The organism is Aeromicrobium sp. SORGH_AS_0981 (assembly GCF_031453195.1).
GTDB lineage: Bacteria > Actinomycetota > Actinomycetes > Propionibacteriales > Nocardioidaceae > Aeromicrobium.
The window spans coordinates 2,935,051-2,961,495 of record NZ_JAVIZD010000001.1 but is presented as its reverse complement, the minus strand read 5'-3'; the positions used below and the strand labels follow the sequence as shown (position 1 = coordinate 2,961,495).

General features: G+C 69.6%; 10 protein-coding genes. 9 read left to right on the top strand and 1 reads right to left on the bottom strand.

Annotated elements, in window-relative coordinates; genetic code table 11:
• Positions 1–39 precede the first annotated feature (39 nt).
• The 7 genes from QE370_RS14665 to QE370_RS14635 are packed head-to-tail and all read left to right on the top strand — an operon-like array spanning position 40 to position 18,157.
• Entirely contained in the window at positions 40–1,173 is a 1,134-nt protein-coding gene (locus QE370_RS14665; protein ID WP_309634795.1) for an SPFH domain-containing protein, read from the top strand.
• Positions 1,170–4,013, top strand: a complete 2,844-nt coding sequence (locus QE370_RS14660; RefSeq protein WP_309634794.1) for a helicase-related protein — start codon at positions 1,170–1,172, stop codon at positions 4,011–4,013. Before QE370_RS14665 ends, QE370_RS14660 begins: the two co-directional genes overlap by 4 nt.
• On the top strand, positions 4,013–8,554 hold the full coding sequence (locus tag QE370_RS14655; RefSeq protein WP_309634793.1) for an Eco57I restriction-modification methylase domain-containing protein: 4,542 nt from the start codon (positions 4,013–4,015) through the stop codon (positions 8,552–8,554). Before QE370_RS14660 ends, QE370_RS14655 begins: the two co-directional genes overlap by 1 nt.
• Entirely contained in the window at positions 8,551–14,544 is a 5,994-nt protein-coding gene (locus QE370_RS14650; RefSeq protein WP_309634792.1) for a DEAD/DEAH box helicase, read from the top strand. The genes QE370_RS14655 and QE370_RS14650 overlap by 4 nt, the downstream gene beginning before the upstream one ends.
• Before the next feature lies 1 nt (position 14,545).
• The gene (locus QE370_RS14645; protein ID WP_309634791.1) at positions 14,546–14,704 is read left to right on the top strand and encodes a hypothetical protein; all 159 of its coding nucleotides are present in this window, start codon (positions 14,546–14,548) and stop codon (positions 14,702–14,704) included.
• Between the two features lies 1 nt (position 14,705).
• A complete protein-coding gene (locus QE370_RS14640; protein ID WP_309634790.1) occupies positions 14,706–16,904 on the top strand; it encodes a 3'-5' exonuclease in 2,199 nt (732 codons plus the stop codon).
• On the top strand, positions 16,901–18,157 hold the full coding sequence (locus QE370_RS14635; protein ID WP_309634789.1) for a hypothetical protein: 1,257 nt from the start codon (positions 16,901–16,903) through the stop codon (positions 18,155–18,157). The genes QE370_RS14640 and QE370_RS14635 overlap by 4 nt, the downstream gene beginning before the upstream one ends.
• 1,008 nt (positions 18,158–19,165) lie before the next feature.
• On the opposite strand, the gene QE370_RS14630 is transcribed toward QE370_RS14635, so the two are convergent.
• Positions 19,166–25,093, bottom strand: coding sequence for a DUF4011 domain-containing protein (locus QE370_RS14630; protein ID WP_309634788.1), 5,928 nt, complete (start codon positions 25,091–25,093; stop codon positions 19,166–19,168).
• 407 nt (positions 25,094–25,500) lie between these two features.
• Between QE370_RS14630 and QE370_RS14625 the strand changes: the two genes are divergently transcribed.
• Both QE370_RS14625 and QE370_RS14620 read left to right on the top strand, forming a co-directional pair.
• Positions 25,501–25,773, top strand: a complete 273-nt coding sequence (locus tag QE370_RS14625) for an excalibur calcium-binding domain-containing protein (RefSeq protein ID WP_309634787.1) — start codon at positions 25,501–25,503, stop codon at positions 25,771–25,773.
• 31 nt (positions 25,774–25,804) lie between these two features.
• On the top strand, positions 25,805–26,443 hold the full coding sequence (locus tag QE370_RS14620) for a dihydrofolate reductase family protein (RefSeq protein ID WP_309634786.1): 639 nt from the start codon (positions 25,805–25,807) through the stop codon (positions 26,441–26,443).
• Positions 26,444–26,445 lie beyond the last annotated feature (2 nt).

Below are 26,445 nucleotides of genomic sequence, written 5' to 3'. Positions count from 1 at the left end.
AGAGGCGGGTTTGATGCAAGAGACGAAGGCAGGGAACGCATGGGACTGATCGGAGCCGCCGGCGACGCCATCGGCGGGACGCTGGCCGACCAGTGGGTCGAGTTCTTCACCGCGCCCGAGTTCGACGAGAAGACCGTCATCGCTCCCGCCGACTTCCAGGGGAAGCGTTGGGGTCGGGGGGTCAACAGGCGTTCCGGGGAGAACATCATCTCCGACGGGTCGCGCATCGCTGTTCCCGAGAACACGGCATTGGTTGTCACCGACGGCGGCGAGATCACGGACGCCTCGGTGCAGCCGGGCTACTTCGTCTACCGCAACGACGGGCAGCCGAGCGTCTTCGCCGGTGGAGGGATCGGCCGGTCGCTGATCGAGCAGTCGTGGAACCGGTTCAGGTTCGGCGGCCTGCCGGGCCGACAGCAGTTGGCGTCCTTCGTCAACCTGCGCGAGATCCGCGGGCTCGGGTTCGGCACGCCGAGTCCGATGCCTTACAAGGACTTCTCGCTCGTCCCTCCCGGATCCACTCAAGCGCCTGTGCTGAGACTCAAGGCGCGTGGCGTCTACTCCGTCCGGGTGGTCGACCCGATCAGATTCTTCAAGACTTTCCTGCCGGCGAACCAGCGCAGCTACGACCTCGCGGACAGCGAGACCGTGCGACAGCTGACGCAGGAGTTCCTGACGGCTTTCCAGGCCGCGCTCCAGACGCTCTCCCGCACCACCGACATCGCGTCACTGGCGATGCACGGTCCTGAGCTCGCTGCGGCGATGACGTCGGCCGCCGGCCCGGGTGGGTCCTGGCTCGAGCGGTTCGGCCTCGAGATCGTCTCGGTCGCGGTGTCCGCCGTCGACTACGACACGGCGTCCCGCGAGCTGATGGACAAGTACAACAAGGGAGCGATGCTGGGCGGCTCGATCGGGAACGCCTACACCCAGACGACCGTGGCCGATGCGGCGTTCGCGGCGGGGCAGAGCGGCGGCGGCGTCGACGGCCTCGTCGGTGTCGCCTGGGGCACCGGTGCCATGGGTGCCGCGATGGGTGGCATGACGCAGCCGGAGCAGCCCGCGCAGGCCGACCCGGTGGTGGTGCTCCGACAGCTGAAGGACATGCTCGACCAAGGCCTGATCACGCAGGAGATGTACACGGCCAAGCAGCAAGAGATCCTGGGGCGCATGTGACCATCACGAATGACGAGGCGTCGACCGCGACGAACCTCGCACCCGGCTCGATCGTCGTCGTCCGCGACGAGGAGTGGCTGGTCACGAACGTGGAGCCGGCGAACGACGGGCACTTCGTGCACGTTCAGGGGCTGTCGGAGCTGGTGCGCGAGACCGACGCGATCTTCTCCACAGCGATCGACGAGGTGCAGCCGCTCGACCCGGCCGCCGCGACGTTGGTGGCCGACACCTCGCCCGGGTACCGACGCGCCAGGCTCTGGCTGGAGGCGACGCTGCGGAAGACCGCAGCACCGATGGGCGACCCTGCGATCCCCGCGGCCACCGGCGCCCTGGCGGACACGCTCGGCTACCAGCAGGCGGCGGTGCGGCAGGCGCTGGACCCCGACAACCTGCGCCCTCGCATCCTCTTGGCCGACGCCGTCGGCCTCGGCAAGACGCTCGAGATCGGGATGATCCTGTCCGAGCTGGTCCGACGCGGCCGGGGCGAGCGCATCCTCGTGGTCACGCCGCGGCACGTGCTCGAGCAGGCGCAGCACGAGATGTGGACGCGGTTCGCGCTCCCGTTCGTCCGGCTGGACTCCGTCGGCATCCAGCGCATCCGCCAGAAGCTGCCCGCCAGCCGCAACCCGTTCGCCTACTACAAGCGCGTCATCGTCTCGATCGACACGCTCAAGAGCGACCGGTACCTGGCGCACCTGGAGAAGCAGTACTGGGACGCGGTCGTCATCGACGAGTCGCACAACGTCACCAACGCCACCGCCCAGAACAACCGCCTCGCCCGACTGCTGGCGCGCAGGTGCGACGCGCTGATCCTCGCGTCGGCCACGCCTCACAACGGCAAGAAGGAGTCGTTCGCCGAGCTCGTCCGCATGCTCGAGCCGAGCGCCGTCTCGCCCGACGGCGAGCTCGACCCCGAGCAGCTGAAGCGGCTGGTCATCCGCCGCCACCGCCACAGCCCCGACGTCGAGGCCGAGGTCGGCAACGAGTGGGCGACGCGGCTGCCCCCGAACAACGTGATGGTGCCCGCGTCCGACGTCGAGGACGCCGTGGCGCGTGAGCTCGACGAGACCTGGCTGCACCCCGCCGGTGGCTCGAGCCCGTACTCCGGCGACAACGCCTCACTGTTCCCCTGGACCCTGGCCAAGGCGTTCCTCTCCAGCCCCGCCGCGCTCCGCGACACCCTCAAGGAGCGCCGTCGCAAGGCCGACCCCGACACCGTCGCGGGCAAGCAGGAGATCGACGCGCTCGATCGGCTTGCCGACCTCAACGCCGACGTCCTCGCCGGCACGTCGGCCAAGTACGACGCCCTGGTAGAGCACCTGCGCTCCATCGGCGTCGGCAAGGGCCAGGACACGCGAGCCGTCGTCTTCTCCGAGCGGGTCGCCACCCTCGGCTGGCTCCGCGACCGACTGATGAAGGACCTGAGGCTCGGCGACGACGCCGTCGTCGTCATGCACGGCCAGCTGACCGACGAGGTGCAGCAGCAGATCGTCGAGTCCTTCAAGCAGGCGTCATCACCCATCCGCGTGCTCGTCACCGGCGACGTCGCCTCCGAGGGCGTCAACCTGCACCTGCAGTGCCACCACCTCGTCCACTTCGACATCCCGTGGAGCCTGATCCGCATCGAGCAGCGCAACGGCCGCATCGACCGCTACGGGCAGCGTCACTCACCGCAGATCACCACGCTCCTGCTCGAGCCGTCGGCGGGGGAGTTCGCCGGCGACGTCCGGGTGCTCACCAAGCTGGTGGAGAAGGAGCACGAGGCGCACCGCGCGCTCGGCGACGTCGCCTCCCTGATGGGGGAGTACTCCGTCGAGGCGGAGGAGAAGGCCATCCGCAAGGTGCTGGCGGGCCAGAAGGCGCTCGAGGACGAGGTGGCCGAGGTCAGCGACGTGACCGCGGGCGACTCGCTCGACGCCCTCCTCGCCCAGCTCGGAGCCGCGGCCGGCAAGGCGAGCGCCGCGCCGACCCCAGCGCGCACCGGCATCTACGGATCCCACCTGGAGTTCCTCGACGACGCCGTGCACGAGGTCTTCCCCACGCCGGAGAAGGACCTGCCGAACGGTATCGGCTGGCAGCGCCGCCCCGACCACGCCCTCGTCGTGCTCGCGCCCCCGCCCGACCTCGCCGCACGCCTCGCCGTGCTTCCCCAGACGTACCTCAAGGAGCGCGACGTCACCCGCCGCCTGGTGCTCGCCACCTCGACGGCCAAGGGCGATGCCGAGCTGGCGGCCGCGCGCAGCCAGGAGTCCACCTCCACCTGGCCGGAGGCGCACTACCTCGGCCCGCTGCATCCCGTGCTCGACTGGATCGGCGACCGCGCGCTCGCCGAGCTGAACCGCAACGAGGTGTTCGTCGTCCGCGGGGCCGTCGACGTGCCCACGGTGCTCACGCACGCCGTGCTCACCAACAGAAAGGGTCAGGTCGTGGTGTCGTCGTTCGTGCTGGTGGAGGTGCCGAACCCGGCCAACCCGAGCTTCGCGCCGGCCGAGCCGGTGAGCGACGTCGGCGAGGCGTGGGACCGCCTCGGTGTCTCGACGATCAACAAGGGGGGCGTCGACGGCACCGGCCTCGGCGGGATCGTCGCCGCCTCCGTCGCCTCGACGAGGCGGACGATGCGCGGCGTCACCGACGCGGCCGAGCGGTCGGTGCGGGAGCGTGTCGCCGCCTGGCAGGAGCGGGTGCGTGCCTGGGAGCACGACGCCGACGCGCTCGTGCAGCGCCACGAGGTGCGCGACCGTCGCGCCGCCGTCGACGACGAGCGACGCATCGCCGAGGAGATGCTCCCCGAGCAGCACCTCGTCAGGCCCTTGCTCGTCGTCGTGGGGGAGGACCACTGATGCCGGTCAGCGACGCGCTCGTCGTAGGCGAGGGATGGATCAGCGAGCACTACTTCACGACCGACGCCACCAAGGAGTCGTTCCAGGCGAAGGTCGTCGAGCGCCGCAAGGCGTGGGACGTCGACAAGGAGGGGCCGACCACCCGGTCGCGGTTCTCCGCCGCGCGGGCCGAGCTGCTGTCCGTCCTCGCCACCCTCGCCGAGGACGACGACCGACTCCCCGGGCTCTACGAGACCGTCGAGAAGGTGCTCGGCTACCACCGGGTGGGCCTGAAGCTCGACCACCACGGGCCGGTCGTGCACGTGCACGCAGCAGGGCTCACCGGCGCCGCCCCGCTCGCGATCGTCCACGCCCGACCGTGCGAGTCCGTCGAGGACCTCCTCGCCAAGGACGCACAGACGCTGCTCGGCACATGGGAGCCGGACGAGGGCGACGCCGAGACGTCGGCGGCCCGCATGGTCTCGCGCCTCTTCACCGCCGCGGAGCACCCGGACTTCGTCCTCGTGCTGGCCGGCGGATTCGCCCTGGTGGCCGAGCGCGAGCGCTGGGCCGAGGGCCGCTACCTGCTCGTCGACCTGCAGCTGGTCTGCGAGCGCAACGAGGACAAGAAGTACGGCGAGGTCGACCGCGCACTCGCCTGCCTCGACGCCGAGTCGCTCGCCCCCGACGCCGACGGCAACGTCTGGTGGCGGCAGCCGCTCGAGGAGTCAGTCCGGCACACCGTCGGTGTCTCGTCCGACCTGCGCGAGGGCGTCCGCCTCTCCATCGAGATCATCGCCAACGAGGTCGTGGCCCGGCGCGCGCAGCAGGGCCTCGATCCGCTGCCGGCGGACCAGGCGCAGCCCCTCGCGCGCCAGTCGCTGCGGTTCCTCTACCGGATCCTGTTCCTGCTCTATGCCGAGGCCTCGCCCGAGCTCGGCGTGCTGCCGGTCGGCGCTCCCGAGTACGAGCGCGGCTACAGCCTCGACCGCCTCCGCGACCTCACCCTCGTGCAGCTCGCCACGCCCGCGGCCGAGCAGGGCACCCACCTGCACGACTCCCTCGACGTGCTCTTCCGGCTCGTCGACCAGGGGCACGCTCCGAAGGCGGCGGCACCCGACGCGGGCACGGAGGGTCTGACGTTCCGCAGCCTGAAGGCAGACCTCTTCCTGCCCGAGGCCGTCGGCCTCATCAGCGAGGTCCGGCTCGGCAACGCCGCCCTGCAGCGCGTGCTGCAGCACCTGCTGCTCAGCAAGGAGAAGAAGGGCAACGACCGCGGCTTCATCTCCTACGCCGAGCTCGGCATCAACCAGCTGGGCGCGGTGTACGAGGGTCTCATGTCCTACACCGGCTTCTTCGCCACCGAGGACCTGCACGAGGTGGCCAAGGGCGGTGACGCGTCGAAGGGTTCGTGGGTGGTGCCGACGCACCGCTCGGACGGCATCGCAGCGTCCGACTTCGTCATGGAGACCGACGAGCACACGGGGGAGAAGCGGCCCGTCGTCCACGAGCGTGGGTCGTTCGTCTACCGCCTCGCGGGCCGCGAGCGGCAGCAGTCGGCCTCCTACTACACCCCCGAGGTGCTCACGAAGTTCGTCGTCTCCCAGGCGCTCGAGGAGCTGCTGGACCAGGACGGCACCACCTCGGCGCGCGAGATCCTCGACCTCACCGTCTGCGAGCCGGCTCTCGGGTCGGGCGCGTTCGCCATCGAGGCCGTGCGGCAGCTGGCCGCCGAGTACCTGACCCGCCGACAGGCGGAGACCGGCGAGACGATCGACCCCGACGACTACCCGCGCGAGCTGCAAAAGGTGAAGGCCTACCTGGCCCTGCACCAGGTGCACGGAGTCGACCTCAACGCCACAGCCGTCGAGCTCGCCGAGATCTCGCTCTGGCTCGACACCATGGTCGAGGGCCTCGAGGCGCCCTGGTTCGGCCTTCACCTGCGGCGCGGCAACTCCCTGGTTGGCGCGCGACGGTCCGTCTACCGGACCGACCACCTCAAGGGGAAGGCGTGGCTCAAGACCGTCCCGATCGACAAGCCCCTGCACGACCCGGAGGCCTCGACCGAGGGGACGATCCACCACTTCCTCCTGCCAGCCGACGGGTGGGGTGCGGCCGTCGACGCCAAGGAGGGCAAGGAGCTCGCCCCCGAGGCGGTCGCCCGTCTCAAGGCCTGGCGCAAATCGGTGCTGAAGACGCCGACCAAGGCGCAGGAGAAGGCACTGCTCGACATCGCGCGGCGCGTCGAGGTGCTGTGGAGCATCGCCGCCCGTCGACTCGAGGTCGCCGAGCAGCAGATTCGGCGCTCCATCGACGTGTGGAGCGCCGACGACCTGCCCGGCGGCGGCACGGTCACGCGTGAGCAGATCGAGCAGAGCCTCGAAGACGCGGGCAGCGCCTACCGGCGGCTCAAGCTCGTCATGGACGCCTGGTGCGCACTCTGGTTCTGGCCTCTCACTGAGACGCTCACTACCGTGGCTGGCGAGATCGTCGCGCCGCCCTCGCTAGAGGACTGGATCGACGCACTCCAGGGTCTGGTCGGCAGTGCCGGCCGCGTCCAGCCAGGCAACCAGCTGGCGTTCACCGACGTAAGCGATTGGGACGCCCTCGGCGAGGCCGAGGCCCGCGACCTCGAGTTCGCCGGTGTCCGCCGCGTCGAGTCGCTCGAGGCTCAGCACCCGTGGCTCGTTGTCGCGCAGAAGCTGGCCGAGCAGCACGGCTTCTTCCACTGGGAGCTCGACTTCTCCTCCGTGTTCAGGCGGGGCGGCTTCGACCTCCAGGTCGGTAACCCGCCATGGGTGCGACCGCGGTCGGACGTCGAGGCGCTGCTCGCCGAGGGTGATCCCTGGTGGCAGCTCAAGGCCAAGGCGACGCAGCAAGCGGTCGCAGCGCGCCGGGAGGCGACGCTCGAGATCCCGGGCATGGCGGAGTTGCTCGTCGACGGCACCACCGACGTGGCCTCCCTGGCCGCCTACGTCGGGTCGCCCGTGGCGTACCCGTTCCTGGCGGGCCTACAGCCCGACCTCTACCGCTGCTTCATGGAGCGCACGTGGCGGAACCAGTCGGACCGCGGTGCCGTCGCGTTGATCCACCCGGAGACGCACTTCACCGACGAGAAAGCGGGTCCGCTGCGTCAGGCCACCTACGAACGCTTGCGACGGCACTGGCAATTCGTCAACGAGTTGCAACTCTTCGAGGTCCACCACCTCATGGTGTATGGCGTACATGTGTACGGGGCAGCGGGAGAACCAGCATTCATGATGGCTACCTCGCTGTACCACCCCGACACCGTGGAGCGGTCGCTCGGTCACGATGGATCGGGTGATGAACCAGGGATTCGTGACGCTACAGGCAATTGGGACCTTCGCCCGCATGCCGATCGTTTAGTCGAAGTCACTGACGAAGTACTTTCAACCTGGCGAGCGGCTCTTGAGAACGCAGATGTTCCGGTCCGACACACTCGGATGGTGTACACGGTAAACAGGTCGACTTCGGATGTCCTCGCCAAACTTGCTCGAGCGCCTCGCTTAAGTGAACTTGGCCTGGAATTCTCGGCAGGCTGGCACGAGAAGAACGATCGTACGAAGGGATACTTTGATGCTCAATGGGGGCGAGCTGCCACGTGGGACGATGTCATTTTGCAAGGACCCCATCTATTCGTCTCACTACCCTTCTTCAAGTCACCCAATCGGACGATGTTGCATCAACAGGACTGGTCGATCGTGGACCTCGAAAGTATTCCCTCGGATGCTTTGCCTATCACCTCATACAAGCCCGTCGGTGACCGCGCCCGGTACTACGCTGGGTATACCAAATGGGGAAAGGATGGAGATTCCGCTCAAAACTACTTCCGCATCGCTTGGCGCAATATGGCGGCAAACAACGGAGAGCGCACCCTGATCTCAGCGGTCATCCCACCCGGGGCTGCACATGTCGATGGAATTTTCTCTATGGGGGGCGAACGACTTGAATTATCTCAACTCCTTGAGATCCAGGGCTATATGTCCTCCCTTATAGTGGATTTTGCAGTTCGGGTCGCACCGAAATCTACGATCAGGTCCGGAACCGCCGCGAGGCTACCGTTCAATCCTGCATTTGAACTGGCCAGTGAGGTTCGGTCTCGTGTAGCACGGCTCGTGTGTCTTACCGATGCATACGGCGAATTGTGGGCCGCCGCCACGGATCAGAGATGGACGCCCGAGGCGCCATTGCGGAATCCGCGACAACGGCGACAGGCGCAACTTGAAATCGACGCGCTATCCGCGCTGGCCTTGGAACTGACTGCCGACGAACTCTGCGCGATCTACCGGACCCAGTTTCCAGTCCTTTTCGACTACGACCGAAAAGTCCACCACTACGACGCAATTGGACGAATCGTACCGAACAGTGTGCTCACAAGTTGGCGGAAGAAGGGTGACCGGATCAGCGAGGAGGAGCGCACGGCGACGCATCCAGCGGGCACCACCTACACCTACGAGCTGCCGTTCGTCACGCTCGACCGGGAGGCCGACATGCGGCGGGCCTACGCGCACTTCGAGGAACGTCTGAGGGACGAGTCGTGACCGGCCACGAGTTGCTTCCAAGTCACCAGCTCACCACGATCCGCGAGGGACTGGCGGAGTACCTGCGCACCACCTTTGCTTTGGCCGACGACGACGCCGGCGCCCGGCTGCAGGAGTTCCTCACCGACCGCAAGGACGGCATCTTCAAGGGTCCCTTCCTGCGGCTGCGGTTGCCGTTCCAGGCCGCTGACGAGGGGTGGCGCGACCACCTCGACTGGTACGAGGGGCCGACGCCGTATGGTCACCAGGCAGCGTCGTTCGAGCGGCTCTCCAGCGCGCGACTGAACGGGGAGCGACCGCGGCCGTTGCCCACGCTCGTCACCACGGGCACCGGGTCGGGAAAGACCGAGGCGTTCCTCGTCCCGATCCTCGACCACGTGCTCCGCGCGCGGCGCGAGGGCGTCACCGGCACCAAGGCACTCATCCTCTACCCGATGAACGCGCTCGCCAACGACCAGGCGGGCCGGCTCGCGCGGCTCATCGCCGGAAGCACCGAGCTGTCCGGCGTCACCGCCGCGCTCTACACGGGCGAGGAGCAGAAGCAGCGCACCAAGGTGACGGCAGACGGTCTCATCACCGACCGGACGATCATCCGCAAGGACGCGCCCGACATCGTCCTCACCAACTACAAGATGCTCGACCAGATGCTCCTGCGCGACGCCGACGCGCGCATCTGGGAGCAGAGCGCCCACAGCCTGCAGTACCTGGTGCTCGACGAGTTCCACACCTACGACGGCGCCCAGGGCACCGACGTCTCGATGCTCCTACGCCGCCTCGGGCTCGTCCTGCACAGCCACCGGTCCGACGAGGAGTGGACTCGCCCGCTGGGCGACGTCACTCCGGTCGCGACGTCGGCCACCCTCGGCGACAAGGGCGACCCGACCACGATGCTCGAGTTCGCGCGCACCGTGTTCGGCGACGACGAGCTCGACGAGCGCGCCGTGATCACCGAGTCGCGGCTCTCCCCGGAGGAGTGGCACGGCGGCGGTCCCGCCGACCGGATCACGGGGGAGCACGTCACCGCCGTGCTCGAGCTGCTCAGGTCCGTCGACCCCGGTGACGGTGAGGCCGTCGCCCGGGCCGTCCTGAACGGCATTTCCCCCTCGAAGGACCCGCAGGACGAGGGAGCGATGCTGACCGTGCTCAAGGTCCAGCACCTCACGCACGAGCTCGTCTCCCGTTGCTCCGACGCCGTGCACCTGAGCGACCTCCTCGAGCTCGTCCCCACGGATGACGCCGAGGAGGCGGAGACGTTCCTCCTGGCCTACGTCGCAGCGCTCAGCCACGTCCGCGCCACGGTCGGACGCGAGGCGCTTTCGGTCGACCTGCACCTGTGGGTGCGCGAGCTGACCCGCATCGACCGCGCCGCGTCCTCCGCGCCTGCCTTCAGCTGGTCCGACGACGGCGCCCGCGCGAGCGACGACACCGTCCTGCCCGCGATCTACTGCCGGCACTGCGGACGCTCCGGCTGGGCCGCCGCGCTCGCGCCGACCGGTTGGGACCTCGACGTCAGCGACGACCGGATCCGTGCCCGCAAGGCCGCCGGCGACGGGAAGGTGCAGCCGCTCGTCTACGCCCCCGCCGAGGGGGACGCCGTGCTGGCCGGTGGACAGGTCGACGGTTTGGTCTGGCTGTCCACCACGGCACGCACCCTCACCGTCGCCGCACCCGAGGCGGACGACGTCGACTGGCTCGAGGGGCGCACCCTGCCCGTCCTCACCCACCGCGAAGATGACCGGGACAAGCGCAGCCGCGACGACTGGTGCCCCTCGTGCCAGCGCGTCGATGGCATCCGGTTCCTCGGCTCCGCCGTGGCCACCATGCTCTCGGTGTCGCTCTCCACGCTCTTCGGCACGCGGGGGCTCGACCCGAGGGAGAAGAAGGCGCTGGTCTTCACCGACAGCGTGCAGGACGCCGCCCACCGGGCCGGCTTCGTGCAGAGCCGCTCCCACGCGCTCACCCTGCGATCGGTGCTGCGGGACGCGATGAGCGGGGGGCCTGTCGCCCTCGACGTCCTCGTGGAACGGGTGCTCGACCGGGCCGGCACGCCATCCGAGCGGTACCGCCTCCTGCCCCCGGACCTCGCCGACCGCGACGACTTCGTCGACTTCTGGCATGCCGACACGGTCTCGCCCAAGGCGCGGGCCCGAGTCCGGCGCCGGCTCCTGCTCGACGTGTCGCTCGAGCTCGGCCTGCAGTCGCGCATCGGCCGCACGCTCGAGATGACCGGCACCGCGGCTGCGCGGGTCGACCAGTCGGCCGAGACGCTGCGCGCCGCCGGCCGGTGGACCCTCGACGAGGCCGCGCAGCAGACGCTCGACGACCCACCGACCGACGCGGAGCTCATTGCCTGGGTGCGGGGCGTGCTCGAGCGCATGCGCGAGCGTGGTGCCCTGGCCCACGAGTGGTTCGCCCGCTACCAGCACGACGACGGCAAGCGGTACTCCATCTGGGGCGGACGCCCCCGGCACGAGGGCATGCCCGCCTTCCCCCGAGGCCGCGCTGCACCCGGCTATCCGCGCGTGGGGTCCGGAACCGCGAGCAAGGACTCCGACCTCGACCCGGTCACCGGAGCCCAGAGCTGGTACGCCCAGTGGACCGCCCGGTGTCTCGGCCTCGCGCCGATGGAGGGAGGGCTGCTCGCCAGGCTGCTGCTCGATCGGCTCGCCGACCGCGGTGTGGTCGACGTCGTCCGCTCCGGCAGCGACGCCCGGGTCTACCAGCTGCGACCCGAGACGATCGTCGTCGAGCCGATCGACACCGTCGCGCTGCAGCGCGGCGACCACCGCCTGGAGTGCAGCACCTGCCACACGCAGGTCCCCGTCGCCCAGGAGGTACGGGAGCAGCTCGACGGCGCACCCTGCATGGTCGTCCGCTGCGCCGGGCGTCTCGAAGCCAAGGGGGTGGACGACAACTTCTACCGGCGCATGTACGCCTCGAGCGACGTCCACCGCGTCGTCGCCCGCGAGCACACCAGCCAGCTGGACGACGCCACCCGCCTCGAGTACGAGGAGGGCTTCAAGGCGAGCCACGCCGAACCCGACTCGCCGAACGTGCTCGTGGCCACGCCGACGCTCGAGATGGGCATCGACATCGGCGACCTCTCGACCGTCGTGCTCGCGTCACTGCCCCGCAGCGTCGCCTCCTACCTGCAACGAGTTGGGCGCGCGGGGCGCCTCACGGGCAACGCCCTCGACCTCGCGTTCGTCACCGGTCGGGGCGACCAGCTCCCGCGCCTCGGCGACCCGCTCTCGGTCATCAACGGGGAGGTGCGGCCGCCGGCCACCTACCTCGACGCCGAGGAGATCCTGCGCCGCCAGTACGTCGCGTCCGTGGCCGACCGCATGGCGCGCGACGTGAACGCGATCCACCCCCGCCGCGCCACCGAGGCCATGAACGCCGAGTCGGGCGGGTACCTCCGCGCCCTCATCGACCTCGCGGAGTCCGACGCCGAGGCCAACCTCGAGTCGTTCCTCAGGGGCTTCCCGAGCCTGTCGAAGGAGTCCGTGCGCGGCCTGCGCGAGTGGGCCACCCCGGCGACGGGAGAACACTCCAGCCCGCTGGCCGCACGGCTCTTCGCGGCGTCCCACCGCTGGGCGCAGGAGATCGAGACGCTCGGGCACCGCATCGACGAGGTGCAGGCCTCGCTCGACGAGCTGCAGCAGAAGGCTCAGGGCCCGGCGGCCACCGAGGACGACAAGGCCGCCTACCGCACCGCACTGGCGGCGGTGAAGATCAACAAGGCCACCATCGCCCGGCTGCGCGGCGACTACTGGATCGGCGTGCTCGAGGAGCACGGCGTGCTGCCGAACTACACGCTGCTCGACGACTCCGTCGACCTCGACGTCGCGCTCAGCTGGATCGACCCCGAGACCGGTGACTACCAGTCCGAGCCGCAGACCTTCCGCCGCGCGGCCTCGCTCGCGCTGCGCGACTTCGCGCCCGGCGCCAAGTACTACGGCCGCGGCCACCGCATCGAGGTCGACGCCGTCGACCTCGGGCACCAGGCCGAGTCGGTCCGCACGTGGGTGCTCTGCCCGGGCTGCGGCTTCACCCACGACGTCACCGACGACGCCGTGCCCACCGAGTGCCCACGGTGCAGCACCCCTGCTATCGCCGACGTCAAGCAACGGGTCGACGTCGTCGAACTCACCAAGGTCTCCTCGGCGATGCGACGCGAGGAGTCGCTGATCGACGACGCGCGCGACGAGCGCGACCGCGAACGCTTCACGATCGTGCCGCTCGCCGACGTCGACCCCGCCAAGCTCGTGAAGCAGTGGTACGTCAGCGAGAACGGGTTCGGTGTCAAGCACCTGCGCGACATGACCATCCGGTGGCTCAACGTCGGCCGTACCGTCGCGCAGGGACGTCCTCTGACGCTCAGCGAGCAGGAGACGGCAGCGACCCTGTTCCGGGTCTGCTCCTCCTGCGGTCAGCTCGACAAGCAGTCGTCGAGGAACAGCGCGTCCGAGCACCGTCCCTGGTGCCCCAACCGGCGCAAGGCCGAGGAGTCGACGAAGGAGCTCGCCCTGTACCGCGAGCTGCGCACCGAAGGCCTCGTGGTGCGACTGCCCTCGATGATCGCCCTCGGCGACTCGTTCGCCGTGCCCAGCCTCTCGGCCGCGCTGCTGCTCGGGCTGCGGGAGCTGATCGGCGGCGCGCCCGACCACATCGCCGTCGAGACGGCCGTCGACCCCGCGCCCGGTGACGACACCAACCACGACGCGCTGCTGCTGCACGACGTCGTCCCCGGCGGCACGGGCTACCTGGCCGACCTCGCCGACCCCGAGACCTTCCGCGACGTGCTTCAGCGGGCGCTCGACGTGCTCGAGGCTTGTCCGTGCACCGACGAGGAACGGCTCGCGTGCCACCGCTGCCTGCTGCCGTTCGCGCCACCCGGGCGGACCGACCTGGTGTCGCGCTCGGCCGCCGAGCAGCACCTCCGGTCGCTGCTCCTGGACGGCGGTGCCTGGTCGCTCGTCGAGGAGCCCGTCGAGTCGTTCGACCCCGAGACCGTGATCGAGAAGAAGTTCCGCGCGGTGCTCACCGAGCGTCTCGTCGCTCTCGGCGCCCACGTGAGCGAGAAGCCCGGGCCGAACGGCAACCGGCTTCTCGTGAAGCGGCACAAGCGCACGTGGAGCCTCGAGCCTCAGCAGCACCTGCTCGGCGCCAAGCCCGACTTCCTCCTGCAGTGCGACCAGCCGCTCCCGAAGGTGGCGATCTTCTGCGACGGCTGGGCCTTCCACGCGTCGCCCGCGCACAACCGGATCGCCGACGACGCCCAGAAGCGCCGGGACCTGCGCGATGCCGGCCACATGGTCATGGCCGTCACCTGGGAGGACCTCGAGGCCGAGGTGGCGCCGCCGGCGTGGTTCGACCCCGGCGTCGCGGATCTGCTCAAGGTCAACCCGCAGGCCGACCTCGACAAGAAGACCGTCGGCCTCGTGTCCGGCAGCGCCATCGACCAGCTCGTCGCGTGGATCGACGCGCCGGACCCCGACCAGCGGCAGCGACTCGCCGACTGGATGCCGATGTTCCTCTTCGGCCGCGCGACGCAGGGCAAGGTTCCGGCCGACGTAGACCCGGCATCGGTCGCTCTCGAGGTGCTCGACGGCGGAGCACTCCCAGCGGACGGGCTGGGGGCGTGGGCCTGGCGCGACGGGGCGACGGTCGCGCTGGCGCGCGCCGCCTCGATGACCGACGTGACGCTCGCCCTCGTCGTCGACGACGACACCGTGCTCGGGCCGGCCCACCGGAAGCAGTGGCGTGAGTGGCTGCGGCTCTCCAATCTGCTGAACCTGCGGTCGCGTCCGACGACGATCACCTGTCGGTCACTCGTGGGCAGCCTGGCACCCACCGGCGGTGACGCCGACGTCGCCGACCTCCCCGCCGCATGGCGCGAGCTGCACTCCCAGGCCACGGAGAACGAGCGGAGGCTGCTGGCGGGCGCTCGCCGAGGCCGGGGCGCCCCGCCCTGTGCTGGGCGCTGAGGTGCTCGACGGCATCGCGATCGACATCGCGTGGCCCGACGACCGCGTGGCTCTCGCGGTCGACATGGCGCCGGAGGACGTGGAGGAGCTGACCGCGGCGGGATGGCGGATCTCGTCGGAGGTCGCCGACATCATGGCCGCACTGGACCGGAGGGACTGACGTGCCGCACATCATCTACTCGCAGGGCATGCCGAAGCTCGACGGTGGGCTCAAGCAGGCCGCCTGGAGCTTTTTCGAGAAGCTCAGCGAGAACGACGCCTCGCCGGGGCTCCACATCGAGCCGATCAACGGTGTCGTGGACGAACGCGTCCGCACGGGCCGCGTGAACCAGAACTTCCGGGCGGTGCTGTTCAAGCTCGTGCACGACGGCGACACCACCTACGTGCTCCATGGCATCTGGCCGCACGACGACGCCATCGAGAAGGCGAAGAAGAGCAGGCTGACCGTGAATCCGGTCAACGGCGTCGCGGAGGTCAGCGAGGCGACGGTGTCCGCCGTGCCGGTCGCTCACGCTCCGAAGCATGGCGATGACAAGGCGGCCCTCGGCTACTTCGAGAGTGTCGGCTTCGTCCTGCAGGACCTCACCGAGGGTCTCGGCATTGCCGAGGACGTCGCGCGCCGGGCATTGAAGGCGCCCAGCGAGGACGACCTCCTCGAGGTCGCGGCAGGCGCCGTCCAGTGGCAGGGCGTCGCGCTGCTGGAGCTGGCGTCCGGGAAGTCGATCGACTCCGTGCGCGAGATCCTCGGGCTCGACGTCCAGGAGCCGTCGAGGTCCGCGGAGGAGCCGACGGACGAGGAGATCGTGAAGGCTCTTGACCACCCGGCCGCCAAGCTGCAGTTCGCGTGGATCGAGGACGACGAGGACCTGCGCCGCGTCGTCGAGGAGGGCGACTTCGCCGCATGGCGCACGTTCCTGCACCCGGAGCAGCGGCGCTACGCCGAGATGTCGACGAACGGTCCGTTCCGCCTCTCCGGCGGTGCCGGCACGGGCAAGACCGTCGTGCTGCTCCACCGTGCGCGGCAGCTGCACCTCAAGGACCCGCAGGCTCGTGTCGTCCTCACGACGTACTCGCGGACACTCGCCGAGTCGCTCGTGCAGAACCTACGACTGCTGGACTCGTCCTTGACCATGGCGCCCAACCTCGGGGATCCAGGGGTCCACGTCGTCGGCGTCGACCAGCTGTCCGTGGCCGCCATGAAGCGGGCGGGGTCGGGAGCCGACCGGGCCGCCGCCATCGAGGCGACCGTGGGGGCCCGCGCGGTGGACCCGGGCACGATCGCTCCCAACGACGCCTGGCAGCAGGTCGCCGCCGGTGCGTCCGCCGACGTCGCACCCGAGCTGCTGGCGCCGAGCTTCCTCGAGGCCGAGTACGCCATGGTCGTCCTGCCGCAGCGGATCACGACGCGCGAGCAGTACTTCAAGGCGCGGCGACCCGGGCGTGGCGTCGCTCTCGACCGCGGTCGGCGGGCACAGGTCTGGGACCTCGTCGAGGCATACCGTGCGGCCGGTGCCGTCGGCCGGTGGCTCGACTTCAACGAGCGCGCCGCGGTTGCTGCGGAGGTGCTCGAGCGCACCGGAGCCGTGGCCGACCACCTCCTGGTCGACGAGGGGCAGGACCTCACGCCGAGCAAGTGGCAGATGCTGCGCGCCGCTGCCGCGCCGGGTTCCGACGACCTGTTCATCGCGGAGGACTCGCACCAGCGGATCTTCGGCCAACGCGTGGTGCTCGGACGGCTGGGCATCAAGATCGTCGGCCGGTCCCGCTCGCTCACGCTCAACTACCGCACCACCGCCCAGAACCTCGGCTACGCGCTGGGCGTGCTGACGGGTGAGACGTACGTCGACGGCGAGGGTGAGCAGGACACGTCCGACCACTACCGCTCGTCCCGCTCGGGTCCCGCGCCGCTGGTCGTCCAGGCCGAGTCGGCCGGTGTAGAGCTGGACGACGTCGCCGAGATCGTCCGCGGGTGGATCCAGGACGAGCGCGCGCCCGAGTCGATCGGCATCCTCGTGCGCACCAACAAGGAGATGAAGCGCATCGCCGGCGCCCTCGACGAGCGCGGTGTCCCGGCTCGCCAGGTCACCGGCCACGGCGGCTCGGCCAAGGGACAGGTGCAGGTGATGACGATGACGCGCTCGAAGGGCATGGAGTTCGAGTGCGTGCTCATCGCCGGCGTCGGCCAGGACGACATGCCTGCCTCCTGGCTGATGAAGAACCTGGCCGAGGCCGACCAGGCCGACTTCATGCAGCGAGAGCGTTCGCTCCTGTACGTCTCCGCGACTCGCGCACGCGACGAGCTTGCCGTCGTGTGGAGCGGCAAGCCGAGCCCGATCCTGCCGGGCGGTGACGACGCATGAGCGACGAGCCTGTCGGCGGGGTCAAGCTCTTCCTTGACGGCAAGGACCTCCTTCTCGACGGGAACCGCGCCGACATCGACCGCGTGCTCGAGGACCTCTCCCTCGATCGCCGCGCAGCCCGCAAGGGAGTGGCGGTGGGGAAGACGGAGGCCGGGGCGGTCGTCGCGGCAGGGGCGACGGCAGCGACGCTGGCTGCCACGTCGCGTGAGCTGTACGAGCTCACACCTCAGGCGAAGGAGCTGATCGAGTCGTTCGGGTGGGCCGAGAACGCCGCCGGCAGCCTGTCCGGGGTCGTGAGAAACGATCGGAGCTCGATTGCAGGACACCTGTCCTTCGATAAGGCGGTTCTCGGTGCTAATCAGGCCGTTGCGCTGCAGACCGCTGCCGTGGCGATCGCCCTGCGCTCGGCCATCGCCGAGGTCGAGAAGGCGGTGGCAGAGGTCGACGGGAAGATTGAGGACCTGCAGCGACGGGCGCGCGCCGTGGAGATCGGCGAAGTCGTCGCGCTGTACCGCGAACTCGAGCGCATCGTCGAACAGACCCAAAAGCGTGGTCGACTGCTCGGTGCTGACTGGGACAGTGTCGACTCGGTACGTCGCGACCTGGCCGCAGCCTTGGAGAAGCTGCGCACCTACGTCACGAGCACGGTCCGTGCGACCTCCCCGGATGATGACTTGTCGGACCGCGTCAAGGCTGTCGAGCAGATCGCGTCGGCGCAGTCGGTGGCGGGCTCGCTGCAGCTGATCGCCGTGGCCGAGCACGCGCTCCACCTCTGGTACTACATCTACGTCGAACGGATCCGCACGACCGATCCGGACGAACTCCTCGAAGCGGTGGAGACGGCGCGTGGCGTCCTCGAGCAGCACCGCGAGCTCGACGAACAGCTGGTCGCACTCGTGCTGGATCGGATCACCGAGCTTGGTGATGTCAGACCGCTTGAGATCCATCACCGTCTGAGCATCAGGCGCCTGGACCGGGCGATGGTCGAGGCGCGCGACTCCGTCGAGACGTTCGCGGAACGGTCCCGCACGCCCCTCCCGCAGCTGACCGAGCGCTCAGCCACACGACCGGGTCTGCCCGAGGCGAGGGCCGAGGTCAGAGCCCGGGCCAAGGAGGCAAGAGGCGTCGGTGCCGACGTGTCACGAGCGGCTGCCCGGTCGGTCCGCAGTCAGGCGGCAAGGCGGATCGACTCGAAGCGCCACAGGAAGGAGCAGGACGAGGGAGGAGCGTCTCGAGGCGATCCACTGTCCTGAACGCGCGTCCTCGGTCGCGGCAGTTCTACGCGATGGCGGGACGACGTACCGCGGAAACTCAGCAACGGCTCGGAGATTTGGCCTCGTCGCAGCGGCGCCCACGATCCACGCCGACGAAGACCTCACGAAGGAGAACTCATGACGGTGGAGACGATCGACGGAGCGCGTGAGGCGCGGCTCCAGGCGGTGCTGGTCGGAGACCTCCTGAGACGCTTCGTCGTCCCCGTCTACCAGCGTGGCTACCGGTGGGGCGACACGAGGCCGAGCAGCTGCTCGAAGACATCACGGAGCACGTGCGCGACGCCGACGGGAACCTCTCGACTGACTGTGAGCGCGAGCCCTCTGACTCCCTGCAGGCACCCACCCGGCGCGGAGCCAGACACGACGCCTGAATGGTGCTACGAAACCATCCGTCGAGTCACCACGGTATGCATCGAAAAAACGAAGGAAGCAGTACGAAGCTGAACGGTCCGTTACCGGCGTTCGGAAGGTGACAACGTGTCGATCGCGAGGGCTTCGTAGCCGTGACGATCAAGAGGATGGTTCGGGAGCGCGCGAGATCACGCGTCCGGATGCGGAAGAAGTTCAGCGTCGATGAGGCAGACCATGCGGAACTGCTCAGCCAGGTCAGGGACGACGCCTCCGGGAAGGCCGTCCGCGACCGCTCGACCTGGCGGAACAGGACAAGGAGAACGCAGTAGCCCTGGCCCTCGCCGAGGCAAGGGCGTCCGCTTCGACGCAGTCGGCTGCGATGCGCGCCGAGATCGAAGGGTTGCCCCAGCAGGGGACGTCACGATCAAACACCTGACGAGAAGGATTGCAGCGAAGTTCGACGAGCCCGCGGGCGTCGAGTGGGGGCGGTTACCGCCTGCGGCGCAGAGAGCCTGTGACCCTCGACATCGAAGTCTAAGAGTCTCGACGCGCCTGCCGGGTCGGTCCCATCGCAGCGCACCAGCAGGCGTCGTGCCATTCCCGACGTCACGACGCCGGTGGCTGCCGGCCGACCCCTCAGACGACCGCGCGGACGATCTCGTCCGCACCGAGGACGACGCGTCCTGCGTCCTGCGCACGGCGGAGCGCTGCGAGCACGGGCGTCGTAAGGGCGTCGGTGCGCCGCCGCCATCCGAAGAGCAGCAGCGTCTCCTTGAGGAGCTCGTCCTGGGTCATGCCGTGAGCATCTCTGCACAGGGCGACGATGGCGTTGCCGATCTCGATGGGGTGGATGTCGGCGACGGGTCGCGGGTCGTCGAGCGTCGCCGTCCGGAAGGTGGTCCACGTCGCACGGTCGACGCCCATCGGCCACGCGAAGCCCTCGTCGTCGCGCATCGCTCGCGGGATGCAGCGCACGATGGACTCGATCCTCGCCGCGTTGAGCCGTGTCAGGTCGAAGGCTCCCGCAGTCAGGCGAGCCGCTCGCTCGTCCGACACTGGCCCTTCCTGCTCGGCGATCCCGCGGAGCACCTGTGCGACCTTCTGCGCGGCCTCGTGCCCAGGGAGTGCGTCGAGCGTGGACCTGGGGCCGGCCTTGCGCGGCGCCCAGGGACGGAAGGGCTCGGCGCCGGTCAGCTGCTGTTCGGCCAGGGAGCTCGGCTGAGTCACCGAGGCGAACGTGTGCGACGCCGGACTCGGATCTGTCACGACGTTCGCGGCTACCGATGATGCAGGCTGAGGCCGCTCCGGGACGCCCTGCTGCGGATCGTCCCGCTCGACGTCGGCAGACATCGATGGCACGGGCTGCGAGACATCGGGGACGGGCCGGGGGGCGGTGCGCGCCGTGTCGACCTCGTCGACGAGCCTGCGCACCACCGACCCCCGGTCCTCCAGCCACTCGGGCATCCAGACCCGCTGCACCGACCGCCAGCCCATGAGGTTCTCGAGGACCGACACGGGCAGACCGTCGCGGTCACCGACGGTGCGGCGCGCAGCCCACCCTTCCCCGTCGAGAAGCACCGCGACCAGGGGCGAGTCGGGCGCTGCCGGGTGCGCCAGCGCGAGGTCGATCTTGAAGTCGGAGAGACCGAGGTCCGTCGTCACGACCAACCCGGCCTCACGGCACGCCTCGGCGATCTCGTCGCGGTGGCGATCGACCACGGCGCGATGGGACGTCTGGTCGGCTCCCGAGGTCCTGGCAGCGGCAGCGTGCATGTACGCGGCGAGGTGCTTGATGCCGATCGAGCCCGTCGCGTCGACACGCAGCTCGCTCGGGTCGAACGAGGTGAAGATGACCACCTGGGTGCGTGCGCGCGTGATGGCGACGTTCAGCCGACGCTCGCCGCCCCGGTTCGTCAGAGGACCGAAGTTCAGGGGCAGCACGCCCTTGTCGTTGCGGCTGAAGGCCGTGGAGAACAGGATCACGTCCCGCTCGTCGCCCTGGACGTTCTCCAGGTTCTTCACGAAGAGGCCTTCGCCGTTGGTGCCGTCCATCGCCTCGAGGATGCGGGCGTCGTCGAGGTCGCGGAGCATCGACTCCACGAGGGTCCGCTGCGGCATGTTGAAGGTCACGACGCCGACCGACGGGATCCGACCGGGCGAGGCCGCGAAGCGACGACGGATCTCCGTGACGATCGCCTCGGCCTCGGCCCGGTTCGTGCCCTTGTCCCGACCGGGCGTGCGCACGAAGGTGCCGTCGAGCTTCACCAGGCTGACGCCCGCCACGGGGTGGCCCTCGTCATCCAGGCCCGGGTCGGGCGCAGGAAACGAGGAGAGCCGGCTCTCGTAGTAGTGCTCGTTGCTGAAGGCGATGAGGGACTCGTCCTTGCTCCGGTAGTGCCAGGTGAGGGCGCGGCGACCGACCCCCGCCTGGGCGACCTCGGTGAGGATGCTCTCCTCGTCGGGCTGCACCAGGAGGTCGTCGACGGTGGCCGCGTCATCCGTGCCGGGCTCCGCGAAGGAGGTGGGCGGCATCTGCTTGCTGTCGCCGACCACGACGGCAGAGGTGGCTCGTCCCATGGCGCCCACCGCGTCCGCCACGCGGATCTGCGACGCCTCGTCGAACACCACGAGGTCGAACGTGATCGACCCGACGGGGAAGAAGCGCGCGATGGAGTCCGGGCTGACCAGCACGCACGGCATCACCTGGGTGACCAGGTCTCCGTACGTGGCGAGCAGCTCGCGCACCTTCATGCCTCCCCGGCGTCGCTCCAGCTGGCGACGCAGCTCACCGACCTGGCCCTTCTCCGAACCGGACCGGAACGGTCGAGCCGCGAGGACGTCTGCCGCGACGGACTGCTGCAGGTGGGCTCGCAGGTCCACCATCGAGGTCGCGAAGCGGCGCACCGACGTGCCGTGCGCCTCGGCGTCGAAGCCGTCGAGACCGGAGGCCAGCATGCGCTCCTGGGTCGAGGCCAGCGCCAGACCCTTCTCCAGGGACGCCACGGCGGACGTGCTGCCGACGCGGCCCTCGAGCACGGCGTCGAAGGCCTGGTCGAGGTGCAGCTCGCGCAGCACGGCAGCCGCCGAGACGAAGGCCAGCCACCGGTCCAGCGACCTCTCGGCCTGGGTCGGGTTAGAACGCGTCGTGACGCCCGTGGTCCAGACCGGGACGAAGGCAGCGTCGTCCAGCCAGTCCTGCACGTCGCGGTCGCTCGAGCCGGAGGCCGACCACAGGTCGCGCGCCGCGGTCTCGAGAGCACGCAGGGCGCTGCTCTCCTTCTCGCTCAGCACGAGGTCCGCGTCGAGAAGTGCACGCAGTGTCTCCCCGAACGGGGTGATCGCTCCGTCCGGGCCAGGGGCGATGAAGGCCGCCTGCACCTGCAACCACTGCAGCTGGTGCTCCACCGCGTCGAGCGACGCGTCCTGGAAGGGGTTCCACCCGACGACGGGGCGGGTGCCGGTGACTCCGGACCGCTCGGGGGCGACGGCGTCCGCGCCGGCCCTGATGCCGACGAGCTGCTCGAGCAGGGCAGGGGCCTCCTTGGGCTTCACGGGGGACTTCAGGTGCTGGTCGAGCGGGGCGAGGGCAGCGAGCACCCGCTTCTTGCGACCGAAGAAGCCGCTCGCGGCCGCTGCGACCACGGCATCTCGAACGTCGTCGACCGGCAGGTCCAGTGCCGCGGGTGCGACTCGTTCCAGCGCCGGCGGGTTGGTGCCGGCCAGCGCGCTGAGCGTGCTGACATAGGCGTCGCGACGCTCGACCCAGGAACGCGTACGGACCTCGTCGAGCTCGGCCGCAGTGACCGCGGGTCCGTGCACGAGGCTGACGAGTCCCGACAGGTCCTGGAGGGTCCGCGCCTGGTCGACAGCATCCCGAAGCGGTCCGGCGGGTGGGAGCTCTGCCACGGCACGGTCGAGGTCGGCGGCAGCGGCCAGGACGCCGCGGCGATCGTCGACGGCACGGCGCACGAAGCCCCAGGGGTGGTGCTGTTGCGGCCGAGCGAGGTCCGCGGTGTCCTCGAGGTGCCGGAGCGAGCCGCGTAGTCGCGACAACGACTCGGCCTCGAGGCTCGTGAGCTCCTCGGGGGTGATCGGCAGCGCCGGCAGGTCATCGGGGTAGGCCAGGAGCTGCGTGCGTGCCGAGTAGTAGGAGAGGCCGGCCGTGTTCCTCTCGTGCAGTCGCGTCGCGTACCGCTGGAGGGCACGCCTGGAGCTGCTCACCGACTCCTGCTCGGCCGTGAGTCCCTGCCGGTCGAGCTCGAGGTGCAGGTCGAGTGCCTGCTTGATCTGGTCTCGGACGACGGCGGGCTTGCTCGACTTGTCGTGCAGGTCGAGCGAGAACGGGCCCATGCCCACGGACTCGAGGCGCGAGGACACGACGTCGAGAGCAGCCCGCTTCTCGGCCACGAACAGGACCCGCTTGCCGGAGGCGATGGCGCGGGCCAGCAGGTTGGTGATCGTCTGGGACTTGCCGGTCCCGGGCGGTCCCTCAAGCACGAAGGTGTGGCCCGCGACCGCGGCGGCGACCGCCTCGAGCTGTGAGGCGTCGGCGGGGATGGGGCAGCTGGCGTCGAGCTCGTCGAGGTCGGCCATCGACGCCTCGCCGTGCGGGTCCTCGAACTCACCCGTCGGGTTCTCGACGAGGTGGCGGACGAGCGGAGCGTCCATCAACCCTTCCCAGTCGTCGTCGAGGTCCTTCCACAAGCGGAACTTGGCGAACTGGAGGATGGCAACGTCCGCCGACTCCTCGACACGGTAGGGCAGGTCCTTCTCGATGATCACCTCCCGGACGGCCTCGAAGGTCGCGGCGAGGTCGATGCCGTGCTCGTCCTCCGGTGGGTTCTCCAGTCCCGGGATCCGGATGCCGTCCACCTGGCGCAGCTTCTCGATGAGGCAGTAGTTGGGCGTGCTGGCACCGGACTCGTCGAGCTGGAGACGGTACAGACCGCGGCGGGACCCGGGCACGAGTAGCACCGGCAGCAGGATGAGCGGCGACTTGAGCGGACGGTCGTCGAGCTGCCAGTGCAGCGACCCGAGCGCGAGGTACAGGTTGTTCGCCCCGGTCTCCTCCTCGATGGTTCGCGCCTTGTAGGCCAGGTTGCGCATCCTGCGGAGGTACGTGTCGAGGGTCTGGCCCGTGCGGACGTCGGTGAAGAGACGCTTCGTGTCGAGGTACTCCTTGAGCTGCGACGCGGGAAGGTCGGCGCCGAAGCGCACCCCCTGCGCCTCGCTCGTCGCGGGAACCGCGTCGCCGGGGAGCAGGGTCACCGCCTGTCCTGCACTCAGGAGGTCCTCGACGTGGCCGATGCTGCCCGGCGCGACGGCGAGCTGGATCGCCGACCGCTCGGTAAAGTTGATCAGCTTGTTCCGCAGGCTGAGGTCGAGCAGCGCGTTCTTCCACGACTGGACCCGAGGTGGGACGGATGCGACGACCGCCCCCGTGCGCTCGTCCACCTGCGGTGTCGTCGACACCACGTGGTGCCCCGAGTGCTCGGTCGGGACGTACTCGACCAGAGTGGCGGCGCCGGAGCTCTCGACCCGGTGGGCGGGGAGGGGGAGCACCTGGCTCTGGGCGCGCACGACCCGCACGTCCACGACCCCCTCGAAGCGGGAGAGGTCGCCCGAGAGGTAGCGGCCGCGCGTCACCTGGTGGACGTCGTCATCGAAATCGCAGGAGTCGGGGCCGCCGGTGACGCTGGTGGTCTCGAGGATGCGCAGGCGACCGCTGTCGACGGCATTCACCGCGCTCTCGAGCGCCTCGACGGACGCGAAGCCCAACTCCTCCGTGCGCCAGTAGCCGAGGAAGGCGTGACCCTCGACGATGAACAGCACGGGGTGGAGGCCTGCGTGCTCGATGGCGGCCGCCAGCACGACCGAGGTGTCGAGGCAGGTGCCGACCCTGCCGTCCAGGACCTCCTCGGGAGTGCGGACCTTCTGGCCTGCGGACCAGCTGGCCGGAGGGTTGCTGTAGGTGATGCCCCGCTCGCGGGCCTCGTCCCAGATCGCGCGCACGATCGCGTCGACGCGTTCGGGCCCGGCCTGGTATCCCTGCGTGGAGCCCGAGCCGGTGGTCCCCTCGAGTCGTGCTCGCACGGCGTCGAGGAAGGCTCCGACGCTGGGGTCGTTCGGCTGCACGAAGGCGGCCAGGGTCTCCGTCGCGAGAGGGTTCAGCACGGCACGACCGTCCGCGGCCTGCGAGAAGATGGTCCTCCAGGTCCGCGCCGACCCGAGCAGCACGTCCTGCCGGTGGCTGGTCACGATGTGCTGCTGATGGACCTCCACCACCAGCTGCGCCGTGACGTCCTCGGCGACCTGGCTCATCGCTGCCACGTCGACCTGCAGCTGCACGGGGTCGACCGTCGCGCTGCCGTCGGCGTCCGGCTCGAGCTCGGTGGCGAACGGATGCGTCAGTGCCACGCCGCGGTCCTCGAGCCGGACGTGCAGGACCGCCGGCGCGTCGTGCCCGATGTCGTCCACCTGGACGGTGTGCACGAAGGGGATCCGGTTGTAGACGAGCGCGTAGCTGGCCCACTCGTTCGCCTGGACGGTGATGGACAGGGTCATGAAGTTTCTCCCGATCTTGGCTGCCCTGAGACTAAAGGTCCTCGTCGGACGGGGTGTCGGATCCGAGAATGTCGCTTCAGATTCGGGCCTGTCGTCCTAGATCAGCTTTCGATGGTTTCAACGTGCCAGCTTCGGGATGTGAGGTTTGTGCCGTAGACGAACTCCCTCCTGAGCGCGCCCTCGTGCGGCACCCCCAACGCGTCGCCGCAGGCCTGCCCCAGGAGGACGCCCGAGGCGCGGTCGCGCTGTACCTGATCCATCTCGCCTCCCGTGGTGCGACGCCGCCATCGCTGTGCGCGGTGGGACGGACGTCTGACGTCGCCTAGTTCGTCCGGGTCATCTTCCCAGGATTGTCCGACGCACGCCGCGATCCGACCTAGCGTCGAGGATCGACGAAGGAGAACACGATGAAGCGACGCGCACACGCCCTGATCCTCGCCGCGGCCCTCTCGGTCGGGACGTTGGGTGCCGTGGCGGCCCCCGCCGAGGCCGCCACGACCTACAAGAACTGCACCGAGCTGAATAAGGTCTACAAGCACGGCGTCGGCCTGCCGGGCGCGCGCGACAAGGTGCGCGGCAAGACGAAGCCGGTCACGAACTTCACGAAGAACAAGGCGGTCTACAACGCCAACACGAAGTCCGACCGCGATAAGGACGGCATCGCCTGCGAGAAGCGGTGACGCCGTCAAAGGGACGGAGTAGAACGGACGCATGAGTCGCGTCCGCATGCACAACATCTCGATCTCGCTCGACGGATTCGCGGCGGGGGAGCCGCAGGCGCTCGAGACGCCGATGGGTCACGCTGGGCAACGGTTGCACCGCTGGATGTTCGACACCGCCTCCGGAGCCGCGATGGTGGGCCGCGAGGGCGGCAGTCACGGCATAGACCAGGCGTACGCCCAGCGTTTCGCCGACGGGATCGGCGTCGAGATCATGGGTGCTGGGAAGTTCGGGCCGCCCGGGTGGCAGGACGACGCCGACTGGCGCGGCTGGTGGGGCGAGGAGCCGCCGTTCCACACGCCGGTCGTCGTGCTCACCCACCGGCCCCGCGAGCCGCTGGTCGTGGGCGACACGACCTTCCACTTCCTCGACGCCTCACCCGCCGTCGCGCTCGAGGCCGCCCGCGAGCTGGCGGGCGGGCTCGACGTGCGCGTCGGCGGAGGCGCCGACGTGGCCCGGCAGTTCCTCGCCGCACGGCTCGTCGACACCGCGCACCTCGTGCAGGTGCCCATCGTGCTCGGACGCGGCGCGCGGCTCTGGAACGGACTCGACGGCATCGAGGACGACTACGACGTCGAGACCGTCGCGTCGCCGACCGGCGTCGTGCACCTCACCCTGCAGCGGCGCTGACC

Excerpts from the sequence above, each read along its gene's own strand:
- QE370_RS14665 (WP_309634795.1), top strand. The coding sequence starts at position 40 with ATGGGACTGATCGGAGCCGCCGGCGACGCCATCGGCGGGACGCTGGCC.
- QE370_RS14655 (WP_309634793.1), top strand. The coding sequence starts at position 4,013 with ATGCCGGTCAGCGACGCGCTCGTCGTAGGCGAGGGATGGATCAGCGAG.
- QE370_RS14635 (WP_309634789.1), top strand. The coding sequence starts at position 16,901 with ATGAGCGACGAGCCTGTCGGCGGGGTCAAGCTCTTCCTTGACGGCAAG.
- QE370_RS14630 (WP_309634788.1), bottom strand. The coding sequence starts at position 25,093 with ATGACCCTGTCCATCACCGTCCAGGCGAACGAGTGGGCCAGCTACGCG.
- QE370_RS14625 (WP_309634787.1), top strand. The coding sequence starts at position 25,501 with ATGAAGCGACGCGCACACGCCCTGATCCTCGCCGCGGCCCTCTCGGTC.
- QE370_RS14620 (WP_309634786.1), top strand. The coding sequence starts at position 25,805 with ATGAGTCGCGTCCGCATGCACAACATCTCGATCTCGCTCGACGGATTC.